This window comes from [Mycoplasma] phocae, assembly GCF_003332325.1.
Taxonomy (GTDB): Bacteria; Bacillota_I; Bacilli_A; order Mycoplasmatales; family Metamycoplasmataceae; genus Metamycoplasma; species Metamycoplasma phocae.
Map to the genome: position 1 here is coordinate 645,832 of NZ_CP029295.1, position 25,427 is coordinate 671,258.

Here is a 25,427-nt window from a genome sequence, read left to right on the forward strand (position 1 = left end):
ACAAAACTTTAATTTATTCTAAAATTATATATTAATTTATAAATCACTTAAAAATAGCATAAATTAAGCCTACATAATATAAAAAAATAATCATTTAACTTGTATTTTATATTTATTTTCACTTTAATATTTTTTTATGTGTCATTCCATTTTGATTAAAACTAATTTAATAATTCTAAATTTTGAATAAAAAAATTGCCTAATTTTTGTTTCCAAAAGAGCAATTTTTAAAGATATATTTAACAAATTTAGATATTTAGTTCTCCATTTTATAAGTATAAGGTTTAGTAAAATTCAAATTCTTATAAACTAAATTTATGAATTATTCATTTTAACAGTTATGATTTTTTTCTCTTTAAGCGTTTTAATAAAATCTTTTTTAATATCTCCTGAAAATTGTTCGGGATTGTATTCATTTGAAGATTTAAATAAAACTAAAGCATTTCCTTTTGAATTAGCATCATCAAGTTCCTGAACATTTAGAAAATTAATCCCTATTACATTAAATCTTGAATTGATAACCATAGAACCACTTGAACCTGAATCTAAAGCAAAATCATTTTTCATATACATTCTTGGCAATTGATTTAATACACGCAATCTCATACCGTGTTCAACGTTTTCTAGAAATTGTTCCTCATAATTTTTTCAATCTTCATTTAAAGGATTAAACTTTTTGTTTTTGTCTTGGTCATATCTTACTCATAAATCAAGAAATTCTGAATCATCAACAATTCTTGGTTGAGTAACAATTGTTCCACCAGTTGATTTGGTTACTTTAAAACTAATATTATTATCAGTGCTACTATTAACGGGATAACCACCAGCAAAATGTGTTTGTATTACTGATTCTAATTCTTTTGAATCTGAATCTTCATTTCCTAATCCAATGTATCAATCCTTTTCTTTTTCTGTTTCAAGAAGTGGGAAAAGAGTTGGAAAAAGTTCTTCAACTTCGCTAGCAGTTAAACGTCATTTTGTCAGAACAATATCACCTCCACCATATGGGGTTTCGCCAATTCTTGTTCTTTGATCATATCCTGGTTTAAAGAATAAATTAGCATTATCTTTTCTTGTTTTTATTGACTTTGAATCAAATTGTGGTGTGTATAGAATCATGTCAAGATAAGCACGTCAAATATTTGTTTGTCCTTCTTTATCTTTCAAATCTACATCTAGAAATTCGTTTTTGCTAAAATCATAATTTGTAGGAGCCGAATTTTTTGAATAAAGTGGCCCGAAATAATATTTATAACGGTTAGCAGGTAAGTTCGTAATTTTATCATAGGTTTTATTATTTTTGCCATGCTTTTTCTCTGTTTCAAGGCGTCAATATCTATCAAAATAAAATCCTCCAAATCAAGCGTCTTCTTCTTCTTTACTTCTAAAATAGTGCTTAGATTTACTTTTATCAAATGCATCTGCCCAATTTAAAACATGAATATTTGTGGCAATAACAAATTCGTAAAAACCTTTTGGAGCATCTGAATTTTTTATTCTATCAAGCACTCAAGCTGTACCTGTAGAACCTTCTTGAATTATTTCGCTAGATCCACCAAATGGATTTTGTTTTGTCACCAAATATTTAAAGCCTAAGCTAAATGTTCTATCATGAATATATTTGTAAAAGTCATTATCATTTTTTAATTCTGAATTTTCACGATTAAATTCATATTTATATTTATTATTAGGTGTAATAATTAGCAGACTAATTGAACCTACTTTATCATCATAATTAGCTTTGATATCTTGAATTTTTTCTGGGAAATCTAGTAGATATTTAATCGTGTCTAATTGAATATAGTAGAAAAATTGACTTAAATTTGAAGGGAGAAAACCAAAAGGATTATCTTTAATTATTTTCTCAATTTTCTTAGATACATTATCATTAGTCATTGCGATAAACCTATTTTCGTCAATTGCATCAAATCTATCAAGATATTTAGCCTCGGTCATTAAATTACGTTTGTAATATTCAGTATAATAATTAATTTTTTCTTCTGGAGTACTGCCATAATTGCCATATGTACCGATATTTCTAATTTTTTCTAAAAACTTCTCTGAATTAGCAGAAGTATTAGCATCAAAATTACTGCCTTGCTCTTTTAAAAATTGTTTTAATTCCATTACACTACGTTTATATAAATTAGTAGAAGTAAAAATCTTTTCAGGTGAGTAGTATTTCTTATTTTCTGAATCATAAATTTGATTTAGATTTAAACTAAATTTTTCTAATAAATTTGTTTCTTTATATATATCACTATTATTTTTTTCTTCTTGCTTTTCGTTTTTAGATTGATCTGGCTGTTTAGCATCAGATTCTTTGTTAATTGAATCATTATCACTGGCGTTGTTCTTATCATTATTAGGATCTAGTATATTACTATCATCATTTTGCTTATCATTAGAAATTTCATTTTTATTTTTATCAGGTTTGCTATTTTCATTTTTCTTGGAATTGCTATTATCGCTGGCGTTGTTCTTATCATTATTAGGATCTAGTATATTACTATCATCATTTTGCTTATCATTAGAAATTTCATTTTTATTTTTATCAGGTTTGCTACTTTCATTTTTATTGGAATTGCTATTATCTCTGGAATCGCTTTTATCAACATTACCTTTTTCAATTTTAGAATTTTTTTCTTTGTCATCAATTTTGGGCTGTTCTATTTTACAGCTTGCAACAATAAAAATAGGAGAGATTGATAATGCTCCAACTGATAACAATAATGAAAGTTTTTTATTAAATTTCATTTTTACTCCTTTTTTGACTTTTTTTACTATCACAAGCGTAACCTAGCATAGTAATAAAAGTAATATACTTGTAGATAACAAAAATTCAATTTATTCTAAAATTATATATGAATTTTCTCATCATTTAAAAACGGACTAAATAAAACCTATAAAACATAATAAAAACAACTATTTAAATCAAATAATATTTAATTTAATCATTTCTATAACAATTTTAGAGTTTAATTTTTACAGAATTATGCGTGATAATGTTGAAAAATAATGTAAATTTCATCAACTAGCTTTTTAAAGATTATTAAAGTCATTTAAAAAATCCTTAAATTTTGAATAAAATAAAATTAACTAATTTTAGTGCTAAAAAAGAAAAATTTAAAAGAAATATTTGCCAAGTTTATGGCTAATTTTTTTTATATTAATAACATAAAAGGTTACATAATAGATATTTTTTAATTAGCTAAAATTATTTAAATTTTTTATTTTGTATGAAAAAAATCAAATTACACATATATTTTTTATTGTCTAATTTGAATTTTCATTAATTATTTCTCATTTATCGATAAATATTATTAGTAGTATTTAGATGGATCTGCATTTTTTCAAGGATTTAGAATTTCTTTTACCTTAGCGCCCTCTTCATTTTTAAATTCAAAGTCAGAAAAAAGCTCTTTATTTTCATATGATTGAATTGTGTAATCATGAACATAATATAATTTCTTCTTTGTCTCTGTTAAGAACTTTCAAAAATGTCAACGAATTTTAGGATCGTCTTTAATTGTCTTAAATTTAAACATTCCCTCATAAAGGATATAACGTGGATATTCTCTTAAATCTTTATCACTTCTTGGATATCAAATTGAATAAACCTCATCATCTTCATAACTTTTTAGAGTAATTGAATGACTATCAGCATTAAAGCCATTATCTTTCATTCCCGGCATTAATTTAGGTTTAAGATAAAGTTCATAAAAATTTGAACTATGAAAAGCATCAAAATCAGAAAGCCATTCTCATGATGATGGATTAAAGTCATTTTTATTCTTGTCATAAGATTGTTTTCAAAAATCAGAACTAAAAGTCAGCTTAGATCAATATCCGCGAGGATTTACTATATGTAAATGCCCATCTTGGATTATTTTAGCTTCAACAAAAGATTTTCTTGCCTTATCAAAATCCAACATATCAAGACCAGAAACGGCAATATTAGTGTTTAAATTTGGCAAATTAAGAATTTTAACCAACATGTCTATAAATCTATCTTTATTAATAACTCATTTTGCGACATCCTTATGTTCAAAAAGCGAATAGTTTCAATCGCCATCTTTAAAATCATGCGGATTTAAATTAATTTTTACTTCTTTAGTATAATGTACCTTCAACCTTTTAATTTCTTCTGGTCCATATTTTTTTATAACATCTCTGAAAATTTTAAATTTATAAGAAAAATCATCATATCACCTATTAAAATCATTATAAATATTTACAAAATTATCATCTGCGACATTGGTTTTTGGATATAAAACGTGAGCTTTATTAACGGTGAAATCTTCAAAATCATCAAAAACATAATTTTTGGCATTTATATATCTTCTTTTATATTCATTAAACTTCTTCTCTTCAGGAGTTAGTTCTTTAAAACATGAAACAGCAGCAATTGGCAGTGTGGCCGCTGCCGCTCCAATTCCTAAAATTAATTTTATTTTTAAGTTTTTCCTTTTCATTATTTTATTTCCTTTTTAAAAATATTGATGTATTTATAGACAAATTTGTTCAAATCTTCGAGAGTAGCAAAATGATATTTGCGCTTATTTATTTCAATTTCTCATAAATCAAAAAAGTTTAAATCAAGAAGATTTTTTTTATCCCCATCAACATAATATGCTTTTTGACGAGATGGAAGTATTAGACTATTTAGAAGTAAGCGATAATTTTGTAAAATGATTTCAGGATCATTAAATGATAATAAATAATCATTAACGTTTAGTCCATTTGATTTTAAGTAATTTTGAAGTTTTTCTATTTTAAACTTAACACGTGGAGTAACGCCAGTTTTTTCAAGTTGTTCTTTAAAATTTTTAAATTCTTTATCATTAAAAGTTAATTCTTCATTATATGGACTATTAAATATAAATTTGTCTTCATCTTTTGCGATAAATGTTTTTTTCATTATTAAACTAAGATTAATATCATCTTCAATATTTAAAAAAGCATGATTTTTTAAAGTGTCTAATAATGTGTTTCGCCGACTTTACTGCTAATTAGTTTTTTCTCATTTATTGATAAATAAAGAGCAAAAAACTAATATTTAGATGGGTCTACATTTTTTCACGGATTTAGAATTTCTTTTATTTTAGTGCCTTCTTTATTTTTAAATTCGAAGTCAGAGAAAAGCTCTTTATTTTCATATGATTGAATTTTATAATCATAAAAATAATATAAATCTTCGTTTAATCCGAATGAAGATAAATCTCAACGAATTTCAGGATCGTCATTAACTCTAATAAAGAAAAACATTCCCTCGTAAAGAATATGACGCGGATACTCCCTTAATCTTTTATCTCTTCTCGGATATCAAACTGAATCAACACCATCATATTCATAGCTTTTCAGAGTAACTGAATGACTACTATCATTAAAACCATTATCCTTCATTCCCGGCATTAATTTAGGTTTAACGTAAATACTAGACGGTTTTAAAGTGTTAAAGGCGTTAAAATTAGGATAAGCTCCATATCATGATGATGCCTTAAATTCATTTTTATCCCTATCATAAGATTGCCTTCAAAAATCAGAACTAAAAGTCAGCTTAGATCAATATCCAGGGGGATTTTCTTTAAATGAAGGAGCATCAGGATTTAATCTATACTCAACGAAAGATTTTCTTACTTTGAGATATTCATACATATCAAGACCAGAAACGGCAATATTGGTGTTTAAGTTTGGCAAATTAAGAATTTTAACCAACATCTCCACAAATCTATCTTTATTAATAAGCCATTTTGTAACATTTTTATTTTCAAAAAGCGAGTAGTTTCAATCGCCATCTTTAAAATCATGCGGATTTAAATTAATTTTTACTTCTTTAGTATAATGTACCTTCAACCTTTTAATTTCTTCTGGTCCATATTTTTTCATGACATCTCTGAAAATTTTATATTTGTAAGAAAAATCATCATATCACCTATTAAAATCGTTATAAATATTTACAAAATTATCATCTGCGACATTGGTTTTTGGATATAAAACGTGATCTTTGTTAACGGTGAAATCTTCAAAATCATCAAAAACATAATTTTTGGCGTTTATATATCTTCTTTTATATTCATTAAACTTCTTCTCTTCAGGAGTTAGTTCTTTAAAACAAGAAACAGCAGCAATTGGCACTGTGGCCGCTGCTACTCCAATTCCTAAAATTAAGTTTATTTTTAAGTTTTTTCTTTTCATTATTTTAGTTCCTTATTTCCTTTTTAAAATTATTAATATATTTATAAACAAAATTGTTCAAATCTTCGAGAGTAGCAAAATGATATTTGCGCTTATTTATTTCAATTTCTCATAAATCAAAAAAGTTTAAATCAAGAAGATTTTTTTTATCCCCATCAACATAATATGCTTTTTGACGAGATGGAAGTATTAGACTATTAAGAAGTAAGCGATAATTTTGTAAAATGATTTCCGGATCATTAAATGATAATAAATAATCATTAACGTTTAGTCCGTTTGATTTTAAGTAATTTTGAAGTTTTTCTATTTTAAACTTAACACGTGGAGTAACGCCAGTTTTTTCAAGTTGTTCTTTAAAGTTTTTAAATTCTTTATCATTAAAAGTTAATTCTTCATTATATGGACTATTAAATATAAATTTGTCTTCATCTTTTGCAATAAATGTTTTTTTCATTATTAAACTAAGATTAATATCATCTTCAATATTTAAAAAAGCATGATTTTTTAAAGTGTCTAGTAACTGTGTTTCACCGACTTTACTGCTAATTAGTTTTTTCTCATTTCTCGATAAATATTAAATAAGAAAATTAGTAGTATTTAGATGGGTCTGCATTTTTTCACGGATTTAGAATTTCTTTTAATTTAGTGCCTTCTTTATTTTTAAATTCGAAGTCAGAGAAAAGCTCTTTATTTTCATATGATTGAATTTTATAATCATAAAAATAATATAAATCTTTGTTTAATCCGAATGAAGATAAATCTCAACGAATTTCAGGCTCATCATTAACTCTAATAAAGAAAAACATTCCTTCGTAAAGAATATAGCGGGGATACTCCATTAATTTTTTATCTCTTCTTGGATATCAAACTGAATCAACACCATCATATTCATAGCTTTTCAGAGTAACTGAATGACTACTATCATTAAAACCATTATCCTTCATTCCGGGCATTAATTTAGGTTTGACATAAATACTAAAAGGGTCTAAAGTGTTAAAAGCTTCGAAATTAGTATAAGCTCCATATCATGATGATGCCTTAAATTCATTTTTATCCCTATCATAAGATTGCCTTCAAAAATCAGAACTAAAAGTCAGCTTAGATCAATATCCAGGAGGATTTTCTTTAAATGAAGGAGCATCAGGGTTTAATCTATACTCAACGAGAGATTTTCTTACTTTGAGATATTCATACATATCAAGACCAGAAACGGCAATATTGGTGTTTAAGTTTGGTAAATTAAGAATTTTAACCAACATCTCCACAAATCTATCTTTATTAATAAGCCATTTTGTAACATTTTTATTTTCAAAAAGCGAGTAGTTTCAATCGCCGTCTTTAAAATCATGCGGATTTAAATTAATTTTTACTTCTTTAGTATAATGTACCTTCAACCTTTTAATTTCTTCTGGCCCATATTTTTTTATAACATCTCTGAAAATTTTATATTTGTAAGAAAAATCATCATATCACCTATTAAAATCATTATAAATATTTACAAAATTATCATCTGCAACATTGGTTTTTGGATATAAAACGTGATCTTTTTTAACGGTGAAATCTTCAAAATCATCAAAAACATAATTTTTGGCATTTATATATCTTCTTTTATATTCATTAAACTTCTTCTCTTCAGGAGTTAGTTCTTTAAAACAAGAAACAGCAGCAATTGGCAGCGTGGCCGCTGCTGCTCCAATTCCTAAAATTAATTTTATTTTTAAGTTTTTCCTTTTCATTATTTTAGTTCCTTATTTCCTTTTTAAAATTATTAATATATTTATAAACAAAATTGTTCAAATCTTCGAGAGTAGCAAAATGATATTTGCACTTATTTATTTCAATTTCTCATAAATCAAAAAAGTTTAAATCAAGAAGATTTTTTTTATCCCCATCAACATAATATGCTTTTTGACGAGATGGAAGTATTAGACTATTTAGAAGTAAGCGATAATTTTGTAAAATGATTTCCGGATCATTAAATGATAATAAATAATCATTAACGTTTAGTCCATTTGATTTTAAGTAATTTTGAAGTTTTTCTATTTTAAACTTAACACGTGGAGTAACACCAGTTTTTTCAAGTTGTTCTTTAAAATTTTTAAATTCTTTATCATTAAAAGTTAATTCTTCATTATATGGACTATTAAATATAAATTTGTCTTCATCTTTTGCAATAAATGTTTTTTTCATTATTAAACTAAGATTAATATCATCTTCAATATTTAAAAAAGCATGATTTTTTAAAGTGTCTAATAATTGTGTTTCACCAACTTTACTGCTAATTAGTTTTTTCTCATTTATCGATAAATAAAGAGCAAAAAACTAATATTTAGATGGATCTACATTTTTTCACGGATTTAGAATTTCTTTTATTTTAGTGCCTTCTTTATTTTTAAATTCGAAGTCAGAAAAAAGCTCTTTATTTTCATATGATTGAATTTTATAATCATAAAAATAATATAAATCTTCGTTTAATCCAAATGAATATAAATCTCAACGAATTTCAGGATCGTCATTAACTCTAATAAAGAAAAACATTCCTCTGTAAAGAATATAACGTGGATACTCCCTTAATCTTTTATCTCTTCTTGGATATCAAACTGAATCAACACCATCATATTCATAGCTTTTCAGAGTAACTGAATGACTACTATCATTAAAACCATTATCTTTCATTCCCGGCATTAATTTAGGTTTGACGTAAATACTAGACGGTTTTAAAGTGTTGAAAGCATTAAAATTAGAATCATCTCCATATCATAATGATGTCTTAAATTCATTTTTATCCCTATCATAAGATTGCGTTCAAAAATCAGAACTAAAAGTCAGATTAGATCAATATCCGGGGGGATTTTCTTTAAATGAAGGAGCATCAGAGTTTAATCTATACTCAACGAGAGATTTTCTTACTTTGAGATATTCGGACATATCAAAACCAGAAACGGCAATATTAGTGTTTAAATTTGGCAAATTAAGAATTTTAACCAACATCTCTACAAATCTATCTTTATTAATAAGCCATTTTGTAACATTTTTATTTTCAAAAAGCGAGTAGTTTCAATCGCCATCTTTAAAATCATGCGGATTCAAATTAATTTTTACTTCTTTAGTATAATGTACCTTCAACCTTTTAATTTCTTCTGGCCCATATTTTTTCATAACATCTCTGAAAATTTTAAATTTATAAGAAAAATCATCATATCACCTATTAAAATCGTTATAAATATTTACAAAATTATCATCTGCAACATTGGTTTTCGGATATAAAACGTGATTTTTATTAACTGTGAAATCTTCAAAATCATCAAAAACATAATTCTTGGCGTTTATATATCTTCTTTTATATTCATTGAACTTCTTCTCTTCAGGAGTTAGTTCTTTAAAACAAGAAACAGCAGCAATTGGCAGCGTGGCCGCTGCTGCTCCAATTCCTAAAATTAATTTTATTTTTAAGTTTTTTCTTTTCATTATTTTATTTCCTTATTTTCTTTTTAAAATTATTAATATATTTATAAACAAAATTGTTTAAATCTTCGAGAGTAGCAAAATGATATTTGCGCTTATTTATTTCAATTTCTCATAAATCAAAAAAGTTTAAATCAAGAAGATTTTTTTTATCCCTATCAATATAATATGCTTTTTGACGAGATGGAAGTATTAGACTATTAAGAAGTAAGCGATAATTTTGTAAAATGATTTCAGGATCATTAAATGATAATAAATAATCATTAACGTTTAGTCCATTTGATTTTAAGTAATTTTGAAGTTTTTCTATTTTAAACTTAACACGTGGAGTAACACCAGTTTTTTCAAGTTGTTCTTTAAAATTTTTAAATTCTTTATCATTAAAAGTTAATTCTTCATTATATGGACTATTAAATATAAATTTGTCTTCATCTTTTGCGATAAATGTTTTTTTCATTATTAAACTAAGATTAATATCATCTTCAATATTTAAAAAAGCATGATTTTTTAAAGTGTCTAATAATGTGTTTCGCCGACTTTACTGCTAATTAGTTTTTTCTCATTTATCGATAAATAAAGAGCAAAAAACTAATATTTAGATGGATCTACATTTTTTCACGGATTTAGAATTTCTTTTATTTTAGTGCCCTTTTTATTTTTAAATTCGAAGTCAGAGAAAAGCTCTTTATTTTCATATGATTGAATTTTATAATCATAAAAATAATATAAATCTTCGTTTAATCCGAATGAAGATAAATCTCAACGAATTCCAGGATCGTCATTAACTCTAATAAAGAAAAAGATTCCTCTGTAAAGAATATGACGCGGATACTCTCTTAATTCTTTATCTCTTCTCGGATATCAAACTGAATCAACACCATCATATTCATAGCTTTTCAGAGTAACTGAATGACTACTATCATTAAAACCATTATCTTTCATTCCCGGCATTAATTTAGGTTTAACGTAAATACTAGACGGTTTTAAAGTGTTAAAGGCATTAAAATTAGTATAAGCTCCATATCATGATGATGCCTTAAATTCATTTTTATCCCTATCATAAGATTGTCTTCAAAAATCAGAACTAAAAGTCAGCTTAGATCAATATCCAGGAGGATTTTCTTTAAATGAAGGAGCATCAGGATTTAATCTATACTCAACGAGAGATTTTCTTACTTTGAGATATTCGGACATATCAAGACCAGAAACGGCAATATTGGTGTTTAAGTTTGGCAAATTAAGAATTTTAACCAACATCTCCACAAATCTATCTTTATTAATAAGCCATTTTGCAACATTTTTATTTTCAAAAAGTGAATAGTTTCAATCGCCATCTTTAAAATCATGCGGATTTAAATTAATTTTTACTTCTTTAGTATAAGTTACATCTATATTTTTAATTTCTTCTGGTCCATATTTTTTTATGACATCTCTGAAAATTTTATATTTGTAAGAAAAATCATCATATCACCTATTAAAATCGTTATAAATATTTACAAAATTATCATCTGCGACATTGGTTTTTGGATATAAAACGTGATCTTTTTTAACGGTGAAATCTTCAAAATCATCAAAAACATAATTTTTGGCGTTTATATATCTTCTTTTATATTCATTAAACTTCTTCTCTTCAGGAGTTAGTTCTTTAAAACAAGAAACAGCAGCAATTGGCAGCGCGGCCGCTGCTACTCCAATTCCCAAAATTAATTTTATTTTTAAGTTTTTTCTTTTCATTATTTTAGTTCCTTATTTCCTTTTTAAAATTATTAATATATTTATAAACAAAATTGTTCAAATCTTCGAGAGTAGCAAAATGATATTTGCGCTTATTTATTTCAATTTCTCATAAATCAAAAAAGTTTAAATCAAGAAGATTTTTTTTATCCCCATCAACATAATATGCTTTTTGACGAGATGGAAGTATTAGACTATTAAGAAGTAAGCGATAATTTTGTAAAATGATTTCAGGATCATTAAATGATAATAAATAATCATTAACGTTTAGTCCGTTTGATTTTAAGTAATTTTGAAGTTTTTCTATTTTAAACTTAACACGTGGAGTAACACCAGTTTTTTCAAGTTGTTCTTTAAAATTTTTAAATTCTTTATTATTAAAAGTTAATTCTTCATTATATGGACTATTAAATATAAATTTGTCTTCATCTTTTGCAATAAATGTTTTTTTCATTATTAGACTAAGATTAATATCATCTTCAATATTTAAAAAAGCATGATTTTTTAAAGTGTCTAATAATTGTGTTTCGCCGACTTTACTGCTAATATCGTCAGATAATAATATTTTTTTTGCTTTTGACAATTTAACTCAGTGATTTAGAATATATTCAATTTTTTCATCAAAACTATTAAGATTATTAAAATTTTCATTATATGAAATATCTTCTTTTCTTAAATTACTTTGAATAATATCAAAATAATTATTTTTATATTGATCTAATAAAACCATTAATAAATTATCGTTATTTTTAACAATTTTATAATTGGATATATTATCACCATTGTTTCAAATTGGGTTTTTGTTTAAATGAATAATTTCATTTTTAAATTTTTGCAGATAATTTTGCGAATACAAAGAAAAGTCATCTTTATTCAATCAATCATTAGCAAAAAGATTATCAAATATATTTTCTTTACTATTATTTACATAATTATCAGAACCTTTTTTACTAAAATAATTAATTTTTGAATATCCAAAATCCACTTGTGAACTCACTACTACATGGTCATCTACCGAATTTTTGAAATAATTTAAATGCGCATTGTAGAAAAAATTACTTAATTTTTTTAGCTCATTTTTAAATTCGATTTCTTTAAATGTCGTTTGATTTAAGGTTTCGTTAAATATAGATTGAAATTCAAGTTTGTCGATATTAAAAACTTCATTTCATAATTTTTCCTTATCAATATCGATAGAAATATTAAAACCAAAAATATCCTCAATTTTTAACGACTTAAAAAATTCTCCAAATTTTTTAAAGTTGTATCATTCAATAGAAGTATCAGCAAATCTCTTATATTTTAATTCGGGCATGAAAGCGTTAAAATTTAAATTCTCGAAATCTAAAAAACTATTCTTTTTGAATTTTCTCGTGAAAACAATATTATAAAAATCATCATCTATTTCTTTTTTAAGCGGATATAAATATGAAATCATACTTTTGAATATTTTGTGGTTTTCTGCATATTGTTGCTCTGATAAATATTTTTTTATTCACTTTTTACTTACATATTTTTCCAAACGATTATAGTTAAGATTTCCTTCATTATGTTTTTCATTTCATCCATTTTTTTTGCCGTTTATCAAAAATTTAAAATCTCATTTAGGAACTAATTTTGGATCACCATAATATTCTTCATTGATTGATGGAAATAATACTATCTTATAAATATTTGTTTCTTCTATTTTCCTTTTAAGGATAGAAACATATTTTCTAAAAATATCTAAAAATATCTCATTAAAAAATTTATTTTCGTAATCTACAAGTAAATTGTAATTCTCGTTATCGTCCTGAATTTTGTAACCATTAATAATATTTTTGTTATCAGTTCTTAATAAATTGAAAAACCTTCGTTGATCAAATTTTGAAAAAGGATTAAAATAGTGTGTTTTTTTATCAGGGGATTGATATTGATATAGCAAATTTTCTATAATATTTTTATTGTAACTATCAGATATGCTTTGAACAGCCTCATTGTAATATCTAAATTCATTACCAGAAATATCTAGATACCTTTTAATAATTTCTGCTTCATTCAAATACGAAGTTATTGAAAATTTTTGATCATCTGTATAGTTTTCATAAATAGTTTTATAAGCGGGTTTAATTTTTTTAGGGTCATATTCATTAATAATGGTTTCATCTAAATTAACAACCCTATCATCATTTTTAAGGGTTTTAGATCCGAGATATCTTTTAGTTTTAATTTTTCCATTTTCTTTGATAAACTTGAAGGCTTCATTATTTGAATTAAATTTTTTATTTTTTCCATCGATTTCTAAAGTAAATGTATTTCTAATTGCATTATCATTATTACCATTGCTAATGATACTGGTATTAATATTTTTGTTTTGTTTTAAATAACTACTAGAAGAAGTTGAAAGTGGAATAACACTAGAAAATGTTGCAATTGAAACAATTAATGGTGCTAAAATAATTTTTTTACGCATGTTGTGTTTTCCTTTCCATTAATTTTATTTTTTTATTACTTAAATCTTCACAATATGAAATTATTTCATCAATAGAATTAAATTTTTTATCTCCAAATAAATATATTTTTCCAACAACAGTTTCGATATTTTCATCATAAATGTCTAAAAATGAATCTTTTCTTAAAAAATTAATAGCATCATCGAATGAAATAAATGATTTAACATTACCACTATTGCTTGTTATTTCGTAAATATCATATTTATAGGGTTTTTTTAAATTTTTGAATTTTATTTTTTTCCAAAATTGTTCAGAAGATGAATTTTTTCAATTTACATTAAATTTGTTTCTAAATATTTCTAATTTTTTTTCTAAATCTAGTGAAGACGTTAAATAATAAAAATCTTCAGGAGTTTTTTGAAGGTTACCGTCAAATATTAATAAATCTTCTTCGATATTATTATCAGAATTTAATTTTTCCACTATTTTTTTATATTCATCAAACACATCAATACCAATATCGCTTTTTAATATATATTCTTGATCAATTGGAATATTATTTTTATCCAGTTTTGGTATTTGCATTACTAATGTAGGTCTCAATGTATTTCGAATAAAATCAATGCTATTGTCTTTTAAACCGCTATAGTTTTGAACTCAAGTAGGACTTTCTTCATCAAAATAAAGATATCCGCCACTAGTTCAATAGTTTTTAATATTTTTATTGTCTACTAAATCTCCAACCAAATCATTAACACTGTCAAAATATAAATTCTCATTAAGTTTGTTAGCAGAATTTTCAAATGAATATTGATATTTATATTCACTATATTCATCGCCAACATTAGATAAGATAACTTCTAACAAATCATTATTAAGTTCTTTATCATCTATTGACAAATATTCTTTGTTATCAAAATAATATAAATCTGAGGCAAATTCTGGAATTATTTCAATTGGTTTTAGTGGTTTAAAGTCCTTTTCAATTGATTGAACATCACTTTTTTTAAGGCCTCAAAACTGACTTTTAGAAATTCCTCCATCCCATATATATCTATCACTTTCATTTCCAGTATCAGCAAAAACATAGTCCTTAGGTTCTTTGACTCCAATTATTTGAATTGCTAATTCCATCACGATATTCAAAACAGCTCCAACAACTAAAGAAACAGGGTTGGGGGGTATAAATGATAAAATTCCATTAACAACATCCCTTACAGAGTGAGCAATTTTAGATTCATAATTCAAATCACCCTTATTTATAATATTGTTAAGCAATGAAAAGGATGAAGCGAAAAGACTTATAGCTTTTTGTGCAGTTTCAATACCGTTTTTAATGGATTCAGCTTTACTTTTTATGCTTTTTTCCGAAATAATAATTGTCTTGCTTTCTTTTAAAATTATTCTCTGTCTAGCACTAAATTTTGCTTTGTATTGGCTTTTATTTTTGTGCGATTTGTATTCTCGTACAATACTCTTAGCTCTATTCTTTTCATTATCACTTGTAACTTTATAAAATTTTTTTTCTAATTGTTTATCGGTTAATTTGCTACTAAAGGATAAATTTTGTTTTTCGATATTTTCTCATTCAGTTTTATTCTCAATAAATATTTCTTTAATTTTTTTATTATCATTTTTTTCTATATACTTTTCTAGTGATTTTACTAATCTTTCAACAAAAGATGTGGTTGATTGATTTATTGAATTAGCTCCTTGCGCTATAGTATTCATTAGTGATAATTTATGTTCATCATTTGTTGAATAATTGAAATTTTTTATATATTCGCCAGTTGAATCATCATATATAAATAATGAGTTTTCTTTTGATATTAATGAATATTGATTAAATAATTTTTGATATTCCAAAATTTCTTTATCATCAATATTGTTTTTATCAAATATAAAATCTTTATTAAATTTAATTAGTGAATTAGTTGAAGCAACATTATTCATAGCTAAAGATATTATTGACATGGCATTTAATACCTTACGACTATTAGATAAAATGCCAATAAAGAAATTTAAATCAACATTAAAATCGAAATTCGTATCAAGTGCACGATAATGTTTTACCAAATCTATTTCTTGATTACTATTATTTTTATATAAATCAGGTCCAATAACTTGTTTTAGTGAATCATTGATTTCATTAAAAATTTTTATAAAATAATTTTTAAATAACCTTACTGCCTTGGCTGAAGCATGATATTTAGCCATATAGGCAAGTCCAGATATATATGAAACACTAACATTATTAAAGAAATCACCATACTTACCATTTTTTATAAAATCGGCTATAGCTTCTAGTTTATCTAATAACGTTTGATTATCTTCAATTTTAATTTTTTTTAATTCTTCTTGTAAATGTTTGGATTCATTTCTAAATTTAAAATAATTTAATATAGAAAAATTATCGACATATTTTTTAATAATGTTTTTCTTTTCATCTTCTGTTAGAGAAGAATTTTTATTAAAGTAATCATTAATAACATTAGAATTTGTTGATCTTAATAGATTTGATGAAAACGCATTAACAATGTTTCTTGCCGATGAACTATGTTTCATATTATCTTTTGATGGTATTTGATCAACTTTTTGTCATTGGCTAAGATCGGTAAATCTTAAAATTTCATTTCCTGCGCTTTCATGCACGTAATTTCCATATAAATTTGCCGGATCATCCTTATGAATATCAACTAAAAATTTTTTTCTGCCTTTATTTGATGTAATTTTAATTATAGGCATACGCAATTTTTCAGATTTTTGCATAATATTTTTAATAAAATCTTCTTCAGCAAAAATATCGCCATTTTTTTTATTTTTTATATAGCGCTTGTAATTATTTCTAATAAAATTTTCTAATTTTTGTTTTTCATTAACTGAAGCATTATTGATTGGTTGTTTTAGATGCAAAATCTTCTTGTTGGGTGCTTTAAAAACGTTATTTGGTTTTTCAATGTTTAAATATTTAATTAGAGCATCAAGTCTATAGTTTTCGTCTTGACTAAGAGTTTCAATTTCAAGTGTTTTTTTCGCAATTTCTTGAATAATTTTTTCCTTAGAATCGTAATACTTATCTTTAAATTTATAAAATAAATTAATATTTGAGTATGAATTTTTTGCTTCAATTTCACTTTCATAAGCAAGACCATCTTTGCCCATATATACTTTAGTTTCAAAATCACCATTACTCAAATTAATTTTAGATAATTGATGTGATGATAAGGAGCTATCAATATTTTTGTTATCATTATTTTTAAAATATTCTATATCATCGTAAAAAATACCTTCTTTTTTTACAATATTTTTCGCAATATATCTTTTTAGATCCTCTAAAGTGTTAAATGATTTATTATGATTTTTTGAATAATAAATTTTTTTAGATTCAATAATATTTTGCTCATTTGTAAGTTTTACAATTTGGTCTTCTCATTCTTTTCTTGAGTTAAACGGTACATCGAATAAATAGTATTTAGGAGTTGACGCTTCAGGTTTTTTTAAAACGCTACTAAATTGGACAACTGGAACACCAATCGCAACAGCCGATAAAGCGATTAATGGTGCCGAACTTAATAAAATATTTTTTGTTTTCTTTTTCATAATTTATATCTCCTTTTGTTTACTTCTGATTGTCAAATATAATAGTAGTGAAATAGATAAAACAAATAATGACATTAGTAAAATTAAATTGTTTTTATCAATTGTTTTAATCCTAAATCTTAATGTATATTTGTAGGTATTGATTATTTGATCATTTGGAGATAATTTAAATCTAAATACTTGATTATCTGCCAAACTTAATGAATTTAGCTCTGCTATTAACCGTAGTGTATCAACAAGTTTATTTGATGATATTAGCACATAATTAGCTCATTCTTTTTGATTTGAGATATTTGCAAAAACGTTATTAAAGTTATCTAAACTAATTTCAAATCGCTTAAAATTTTCATTAAGAATAGCAACTTTATTATTTGATAGAAATACTACCATGTAGTTTATTAAAAAGTCTTTATCCTTATCTTCGATTTTCTTATCAATATTGTTAATCTTGTTTTTTGGAATTAAATCTTTGATATAAAAAGGTGAAGTTTGCGACTGAATATTTTGACTAATAACTAGTGGATTAACTCGGTACATAAAATCAATAAGTTCGTAAAAATTTTCTTCAAATTCTTTTAAAATAATATTTTTAAGCTCATTATTATCTTTAATTAACTTATCAAAATCACGTCTTAAATATTGAATGTTTTTATCATTAACACCTAATAAAGTTTTAATATCATTAACTTCATTGTTAGAAAACTCATTTAATATTCATATAGGATTTTTTATTTTTTCTAAAATACCTTTAATTAAATCTACATGAATTTTTTTATAGATATTTTCATTGATAAAATTAATTATTTCTTGGTTATTAAAATTAATAATTTTAGGACTATTAATTTCATAAATAAAGTACTCATTTTTTAAATTTCATGATGTTTCTTCTAAGCTAGATATAAAGTCAAGGTTATTGTATTTGCTTTTATAGCTATTTTTAATATAATCACCAAATAATAAATTTTTATCGAAGTTATTATTTAAAGTTAGAATTGGAAAAAGATAAGAACTATTTATTAAATCGGCATAATGATTATTAATATCTTGATTTGAAAATGTCGGATCAAGGTTTGATGATAAGCTATCAGTACTTAAAATATAATGCTCATTGACAATTTTGTTGTTACTTCTTTCAATTATTTTTTGGTAATTTTTAGAATTAACATTATCATGAATTTTATAAACAAATGTCCTTAATAATAATGGTGTTGAAACCATAGCCATTGTGCTTAAAAGATAAATAGTATTTTTCGCTGATACCTTTTTAAAAAAAGATATTATAAAAACTAGAAAAATAAAACTAAAAAATAATACTAGAAAATTTGATGTTAAAAATCCAAAGAAGAATAAAAACATTTGAGTAATATTAGCAAGTTTTTTAGCATATAAAATTGTTATTGCTACAGTTCAAATAAAATTAATTAAAATGAATCACAAAATTACAAACAATAATTTAGAAACGAAAATTTTCCTTTTATTTGAAAACACTGAATTTGAAATAATATCATATTGATTATTTTTGGAATTTATGAAAAACATCTGCAAAAATAAAGAACAGTAAAATAAATTAACACAAAAAACAATGAAAAATATTAATCAATTATAGTTATTAAAAAGATTTGGGATATTGACAATTGGTACAATTGCACCAAATGATAAAAACGACAATATTAATACAATAAAATAAAATTTATTTTTTATAAAATAAATAAAATGATTTCTTAGTAAAAACTGCATTATTTGTATTCCTTATCGTATAAAAGGTGTTGATTGTATATATAGGTTAAATCGTCTCTATTTACAATAGGACCGGTTCAAATAATCTTGCCTCTTTTTATAAATGTTGCATCATCAACATAATGTCTTATCTCGTCAATTAAATGTGAAGAAATAAAAATTGTAATTCCTGCTTTTGTAAATTCTCGTAATTTTAGATACAACATTTTTCGAGCAGTTGGATCTAGGTTAGAATCGGGCTCATCTAAAAATAGTAGTTGTGGTTTTGCTATTTCGGAAAATAACAAAATTAATTTCTTTTTTTCCCCACTTGAAAAAGTATTGGGATTATTTTTCATTTTTAATTCTAATCCATACTCTTTAAACTTCTTAATAACCAAATTCTTATTAATTTTTCGTCCGGTAAATAGTCTACAATACTCTCTAATGTAGTTAATTGCGGATAAATAATAAGGAAATTTTATATGGGTGTTAAAGAATAAAAATGATTTTGGTTTTTCGATACTATCGAGATTTTGTCCATCAAAGAAAAGCGTTCCTTCGAAATCTAAATCGCCTCCAGTACAAATTTTCATAAGGGTAGATTTGCCGGCTCCATTCTCTCCGACAAGGATGTGAATTCTGTTTTCTAAAATCGAAAAATTTGCGTTATCAATTAAAAAATGACCCTTGACACTTTTATAAATATTTTTCGCTTGAAATATAACTTTTTTATTAATCATCTAATTCAATTATATATACTTTAATAAAAAAAATCCTTAAATTTTGAATAAAATAAACTTGCTAATTTTTTTATAAACAAAAAAGAGTAATAATTTTTAAGGAAATATTAACCAAATTTAGACACTAAAATTTTTCCTTATATTATAAATATAAGATATGGCAAAATTTACCTTTTTTCTGACAAAAAATTAAAAGAAAATTGTTTACTTGTAAATTAAAAAAAATAACTAAAATTCACAATAAATTTGATTTTTTTATTTTTATAAGTCAAAAAACAAAATAAAAATTCATATCACTAATTTGGATATGAATTGTAATTAATTTGAAGTAATGTGACTAATTAAATTATTTAATAGTGGTTTTTCCCATATAAGGAACTAAAACCTTAGGAACGTCAATGCTACCGTCTGGATTTTGATAATTTTCTAGAATTGCGGCTACTACACGATCAATAGCTACACCAGAACCATTAATAGTATAAGCATATTTAGTTTTATTATCACTGCCACGATATCTAATTTTGGCACGTTTCGATTGAAAGTCATTATATATTGAAATTGAGCTAGTTTCACGATATCTTTGCTCTGATGGAATTCAAATTTCTAGATCAATTGTTTTAGCTGAACCAAAACCTAAATCACCAGTTGAAAGTAAGACCTCACGATATGGTATCTCAAGCAATTCTAAAATACTTTTAGCATCATTAACGGTTAGCTCTCATTGTTTAATACCATCTTCTTGAGCAACAAGTTTAACAAGCTCCACTTTATGAAATTCATGTTGTCTAATTAAACCTTTAGTATCCTTACCGCCACTTCCGGCTTCTGAGCGGAAGCATTTAGTATAAGCTACATATTTAATTGGTGAGCTAAGGTCAACAATTTCATCGTAGTGATAATTAGTTACTGGCACCTCAGCTGTTGGTATTAATCATAAATCATTTGCTTCGATTTTAAATAAGTCATTTGCAAACTTTGGCAATTGTCCAGTTCCATATAACATTGATGAGTTTACAAGATGTGCTGGTAGCATTTCTTTATAACCATTTTTAATATGCGTATCAAGCATAAAATTAGCAAGTGCTCTTACTAATTTCGCACCATCATTTTTATATAATACAAATCTAGTTTTAGCTAATTTAACAGCCCTTGAAAAATCTAGCATGTCATGTTTAAGAGCAATATCATAATGGGCTTCAACATTTTTAACTAATCCTCTTCCTAATTTAGCATGCTCTCTAATAACAACATTATCATCTTCACTTCTTCCCACAGGAACATCATCATATGGTAAGTTAGGAACTTGAAGCATTAAATCATGAACTTTTCTAATAAGATCATCTGCTTCTTTATCTTTTAAATCAATTTCTTCTTTAATTTTATTTACTTCTTTTAGTAAATCATCTGTTTTTTGATGATTTCTCATTTTTATTCCGATTTGTTGACTTAGCTCATTTCTTTTTGCTTGCAAAGTTTCAAGCTCGTGAATAAATTCATTTCTTTTATTACCTATTTTTATTATTTCTTCAATAATTGAAAGATCAAAATTTCTTGTTGAAAGTTTCTTGATCACCTCACTTTTATTGCTCAAAATATATTTTAAATCTAACATATTAATACCTCACTAAATAACATGACTATAACCATGTATATTTTAAACTTTTTTTTAGAAAAATACTAAAATTGCTACTTAAAGGCTACATGTAAAATTTAGTTATCATTATGTTAAAATTATATTAATATGATGCAAGAGTATTCGACAATACAAGGCTATTTTACAAAAATACTATGAATATCTGAAAAAGGTGATGTAGTAATTTGTAGTTTTAAAATCCAAAAAAATGATGTTCTTAACCATGTTATGACAAATAAATTTAATTCCATATCGGTTATTTTTAAAAATAATTTATTTAATTTACAAGAAATAATTTTAGATGAAAAAATTTATCAAATTCAAGTTCTAGCTAATAAATTTTCAAAATATCCAAATAGCTATACCGCCAAAAGTATCTCACATGTTAAAGAAAACGATAATTACAAAGTTAACTACATTGTAAAATTTCTTAAGAGCGCAAATTTTCGGGGTATTGGTGAAGAAAAATCATGGGCTATTGTTAATGACCTTGGAGTAGATGCTATATCAAAGATTATTAATGATGATTCAATTGATTATAAAAAATATAACATTTCTGAGGAGAACTGAAAACAGGCTAAAGAATTTTTAATTGAAAATCCACAATTAGTTGAAGATCAGCTGCTATTTCTTAAATTAAATTTAAGTCCTTCACTTTATGAAATAATTTTAAAACAGTTTTTAACTTTGAATATTTTCATTGAAAAATATAAAGAAAACTTCTATAAGTTTTTTTTGGAAAATAAAAAAGTTAAATTAGATGATATCGATAAACTAAGTACTCATTTTAATTATCCAAATCATCCTTTTAAAAAAGCAACACATGTTTATAAGGCGATTTCAGATTATTTTTTTAGTTCAGGAAATACAAGAATTAAAAAAAATGAAGTCCATGAAACACTTGCAAAAAATATTAGTTATGACCCTAATTGACCACGTGATAAAAAAGAATTTTCTGATTCAATTAATTTGCTAATTGAAGATTTCTATTTAATAGAATTAAATTATGATGGTGAAATATTCTTAACTACTAAAGAAATATATGAAATGGAAAAATATATTATTGAAAGGTTAGTTGCAATTAATCACAAAAGTAAATTAATTCCTATTCCATTTAAGGATAGTAGAAAATATCATGACCTACAATTAAAGGCAATCACATCAGCATTATCAGAAAAACTAGTTTTAATTACAGGAAGTCCCGGCACTGGTAAGACCTTAATAACTAATGAAATTATTAACCAACTACTAACAAAATACCATGAAAAAGATATTGCTGTTGTTACTCCAACCGGAAGAGCTACAATTAACATAAATAATCAACAGAGAAAACTAAAAGCATCTACAATTCACAGTTTTCTTGAATGAGATCCGGAAAATGACCGATTTAATGTAAATGAAAATTATCCAAAGAACATCGAATGTTTAATAATAGATGAATTTTCTATGGTAAGTGTTGATATATTTTTTTCACTTTTAAAAGGTCTTAATAAAAGATATTTAAAAAAAATTATTTTAGTAGGTGATAAAGATCAACTGCCAGCAATTGGACCAGGATATCTAATTAATGATTTCATTGAAAATAAGATTTTTAACACCATTTTTCTAAGTAAAATTTACCGCCAATCAGAAAATTACGAAATTATTAAAGACGCTATTAGTATTAATAGTGGCAAATGGCCTAAATTTGACGGTAAAAGTTCACAATTTATTGAAACCAAAAGAGAGAAATTAAAAGAAAAAATAAAGGAATATATTGAAAAATTGCTAGAAACGGGGTATACTAAGCGCGATATCGCAATTTTAAGTCCAATTTATAATTATGATACAGGAATAGATGAAATTAATGATTGTATTAGTGACTTTTATCGCAATTTAGAAAAACAAGAAATCATAAAATACCGTGAAAAAAATTATGCGATAGATGACAAAATTATTAATTTAACTAACGACCCAAAAGCAAAAATTTTTAACGGAGAAATTGGGTATATTTCTAAGTTTACTTTAGAGAATAAAAAAAATAGTTCTGAAAAATTACTAACTCATATCTCTGTAGATTTTGAAGATAGTGAAAAAACAGTTACTTTTAGTAGATCAGATTTCTTAGCAAACACTTATCCAGCTTACTGTACTAGTGTCCATAAATATCAAGGCAGTGAATGTAAAGCTGTTATTATTGTACTATTTTCTGAAGCAAAACGCTTACTAAGTAAAAAGTTAATTTATACTGCAATAACCCGGGCAAAAAATTATAGTGTTATATTGGGAGAAAAAGAAGCATTAATAGAAGGAATACAAAATGATGGTGATTCAAAAAGAATTACAAATATTTCAAAATTATGAAATGAGGTTAAATAATGAAACTTATTGTTGGACTAGGTAATCCTGGTAGCGAATATGCAAAAACTAGACATAATGTCGGATTTTTAACAATTGATAAAATTGCTGAAAAATTACAAATTCAACTTTCGGAAAAAAAATTTAATGGGATATTTTTTAAAGATAAGGAAGTTATAATTGCTAAACCACTAACCTTTATGAATAAAAGTGGAGAATTTGTTAAATCAATAATAGAATATTATGATATTGCTCTAAGTGATGTGTTAATTGTTTATGATGATTTAGATCTACCTCTAGGTCAAGCAGCTATTAAACAAAGCGGTTCATCTGGCGGCCATCGAGGAATGAAAGATATTATTGAAAAATTAAATACTCAAGATATCAAAAGAATTAAAATTGGAATTGGAAGAGGAGAAAACGTTATTGATTATGTGCTAGGCAAATTTAGTTTTGAAGATTATAACATCATTTCAAAATTAATTGACAAAGCGGCCGATGCCATTATCTCATTCATTTCTAATGATATTCGTTTTGTAATGAACAAATTTACAGGCAAATTATATGAATAAAAATTTCACTAATGTTGCACGAAATAAATTAATAGAAGAATTTAATAAATATAACATTGACATTTCAAAAAAAATATTAATTGGTGTTAGTGGCGGTCCTGATTCAATGTGGTTACTTAATTTAATTAAGGATTTTAATATTGTAGTTGCTCACGTAAATTACAATAAACGTTATGATTCACATTATGATCAAAAATTAGTAGAGTCATTTTGCCAAGAAAATGACATCAATTTAGAAGTTCTATCAATTAACCATAATAATAATCTTGGTAATTTTCAAGATGAAGCTCGCAAGGAAAGATATCAATTTTACAAAAAAATATACGAACAATATCAATGTTCTTATTTATTACTTGCACATCAAAAGGATGATTTTCTAGAAACCGCCATAATGCAAAAGCAAGCTAATCGCCATCCGCTGTATTTTGGCATTAAAATACAAAATCAACTGTATAACATGCAAATTTTTCGTCCTATGATTAATTTATGATGAAAAGACGAAATTAAAGAATTCTGCCAACAAAATAGTATTTTGTTTGCAACTGATTACACAAATGATCTACCGATTTATTCTCGCAATAAAATTCGTTTATCACTAAAATCACATGACAAACAAAGCAAAGAAAATTTATTTCATGAGTATTTAGATAAAAATCTGAAACTAACTAAAATTGCAAATCAGGTTCAAATAATTTATCAAAATTGAGAGCAAACCGGATTTTGTTGTGATTTTTTGAGAAATTTAGATTTTTCACTTAATTATTTAATTTATTATCTAATCCATAGAAAATATAAAAATATAAAATTAACTACAAATAAGATTAATTTAATTAATCAATTCTTACTTTCCGAAAATCGAAGCAAAGTTTTTAAATTGAATGAAAAAAATTATTTAATTAAGAAAAAAAATCATTTATTATTCAATTAGCGTTTCATCGTATAACTTTTTTTTATTATTTATTTTATAATTTATTAATTAAAAACAAAAAGAAAGGAA

18 protein-coding genes are annotated in these 25,427 nt (G+C 24.9%); 3 read left to right on the top strand and 15 right to left on the bottom strand.

The annotated features are described in order from the left end of the window. Positions 1-315: 315 nt before the first annotated feature. The 15 genes from DA803_RS06530 to serS form a co-directional block, all read right to left on the bottom strand. Positions 316-2,757: an MAG2960 family serine endopeptidase lipoprotein gene (locus DA803_RS06530; protein ID WP_114191066.1), complete on the bottom strand. Its 2,442-nt coding sequence runs from the start codon at positions 2,755-2,757 to the stop codon at positions 316-318. Positions 2,758-3,323: 566 nt separating this feature from the next. Beyond that, positions 3,324-4,475, bottom strand: a complete 1,152-nt coding sequence (locus tag DA803_RS06535; RefSeq protein WP_114191067.1) for a hypothetical protein — start codon at positions 4,473-4,475, stop codon at positions 3,324-3,326. Continuing rightward, complete coding sequence (locus DA803_RS02650; protein WP_114191068.1) at positions 4,475-4,921, bottom strand: hypothetical protein; 447 nt, start codon at positions 4,919-4,921, stop codon at positions 4,475-4,477. Before DA803_RS02650 ends, DA803_RS06535 begins: the two co-directional genes overlap by 1 nt. Positions 4,922-5,052: 131 nt before the next feature. Further along, positions 5,053-6,198 (bottom strand): hypothetical protein, encoded by a 1,146-nt coding sequence (locus DA803_RS06540; protein WP_114191069.1) that lies wholly within the window; start codon positions 6,196-6,198, stop codon positions 5,053-5,055. Between the two features lie 4 nt (positions 6,199-6,202). Beyond that, positions 6,203-6,652, bottom strand: coding sequence for a hypothetical protein (locus tag DA803_RS02660; protein ID WP_114191070.1), 450 nt, complete (start codon positions 6,650-6,652; stop codon positions 6,203-6,205). A gap of 133 nt (positions 6,653-6,785) precedes the next feature. Continuing rightward, positions 6,786-7,934: a hypothetical protein gene (locus DA803_RS06545; RefSeq protein ID WP_114191071.1), complete on the bottom strand. Its 1,149-nt coding sequence runs from the start codon at positions 7,932-7,934 to the stop codon at positions 6,786-6,788. A gap of 4 nt (positions 7,935-7,938) precedes the next feature. Next, entirely contained in the window at positions 7,939-8,388 is a 450-nt protein-coding gene (locus tag DA803_RS02670) for a hypothetical protein (RefSeq protein WP_114191072.1), read from the bottom strand. A 132-nt stretch (positions 8,389-8,520) separates the two neighbouring features. Further along, complete coding sequence (locus DA803_RS06550) at positions 8,521-9,666, bottom strand: hypothetical protein (protein WP_114191073.1); 1,146 nt, start codon at positions 9,664-9,666, stop codon at positions 8,521-8,523. A 4-nt stretch (positions 9,667-9,670) separates the two neighbouring features. Further along, complete coding sequence (locus DA803_RS02680; protein ID WP_114191074.1) at positions 9,671-10,120, bottom strand: hypothetical protein; 450 nt, start codon at positions 10,118-10,120, stop codon at positions 9,671-9,673. 131 nt (positions 10,121-10,251) lie between these two features. After that, on the bottom strand, positions 10,252-11,397 hold the full coding sequence (locus DA803_RS06555) for a hypothetical protein (RefSeq protein WP_114191075.1): 1,146 nt from the start codon (positions 11,395-11,397) through the stop codon (positions 10,252-10,254). Between the two features lie 4 nt (positions 11,398-11,401). After that, positions 11,402-13,849, bottom strand: coding sequence for a hypothetical protein (locus tag DA803_RS06560; RefSeq protein ID WP_114191076.1), 2,448 nt, complete (start codon positions 13,847-13,849; stop codon positions 11,402-11,404). Continuing rightward, entirely contained in the window at positions 13,842-17,429 is a 3,588-nt protein-coding gene (locus tag DA803_RS06565) for a hypothetical protein (RefSeq protein ID WP_114191077.1), read from the bottom strand. Before DA803_RS06565 ends, DA803_RS06560 begins: the two co-directional genes overlap by 8 nt. Positions 17,430-17,432: 3 nt before the next feature. Continuing rightward, positions 17,433-18,866: a hypothetical protein gene (locus DA803_RS06570; protein ID WP_145960825.1), complete on the bottom strand. Its 1,434-nt coding sequence runs from the start codon at positions 18,864-18,866 to the stop codon at positions 17,433-17,435. A 299-nt stretch (positions 18,867-19,165) separates the two neighbouring features. Continuing rightward, entirely contained in the window at positions 19,166-19,888 is a 723-nt protein-coding gene (locus DA803_RS02705) for an ATP-binding cassette domain-containing protein (RefSeq protein ID WP_114191079.1), read from the bottom strand. Positions 19,889-20,234: 346 nt separating this feature from the next. Then, entirely contained in the window at positions 20,235-21,500 is a 1,266-nt protein-coding gene (serS, locus tag DA803_RS02710) for a serine--tRNA ligase (RefSeq protein WP_114191080.1), read from the bottom strand. 129 nt (positions 21,501-21,629) lie between these two features. Between serS and DA803_RS06575 the strand changes: the two genes are divergently transcribed. From DA803_RS06575 to tilS, 3 genes are read left to right on the top strand one after another with little or no spacing between them, the layout of a single operon-like run. Further along, the gene (locus DA803_RS06575) at positions 21,630-23,879 is read left to right on the top strand and encodes an AAA family ATPase (protein WP_170120272.1); all 2,250 of its coding nucleotides are present in this window, start codon (positions 21,630-21,632) and stop codon (positions 23,877-23,879) included. Further along, positions 23,879-24,430 carry an aminoacyl-tRNA hydrolase gene (gene pth / locus DA803_RS02720; RefSeq protein ID WP_114191081.1) on the top strand — a complete coding sequence of 184 codons (552 nt, stop codon included), beginning with the start codon at positions 23,879-23,881 and terminating at the stop codon, positions 24,428-24,430. Before DA803_RS06575 ends, pth begins: the two co-directional genes overlap by 1 nt. Then, positions 24,423-25,358, top strand: a complete 936-nt coding sequence (gene tilS, locus DA803_RS02725) for a tRNA lysidine(34) synthetase TilS (RefSeq protein ID WP_114191082.1) — start codon at positions 24,423-24,425, stop codon at positions 25,356-25,358. Before pth ends, tilS begins: the two co-directional genes overlap by 8 nt. The last annotated feature ends 69 nt before the right edge of the window (positions 25,359-25,427 follow it).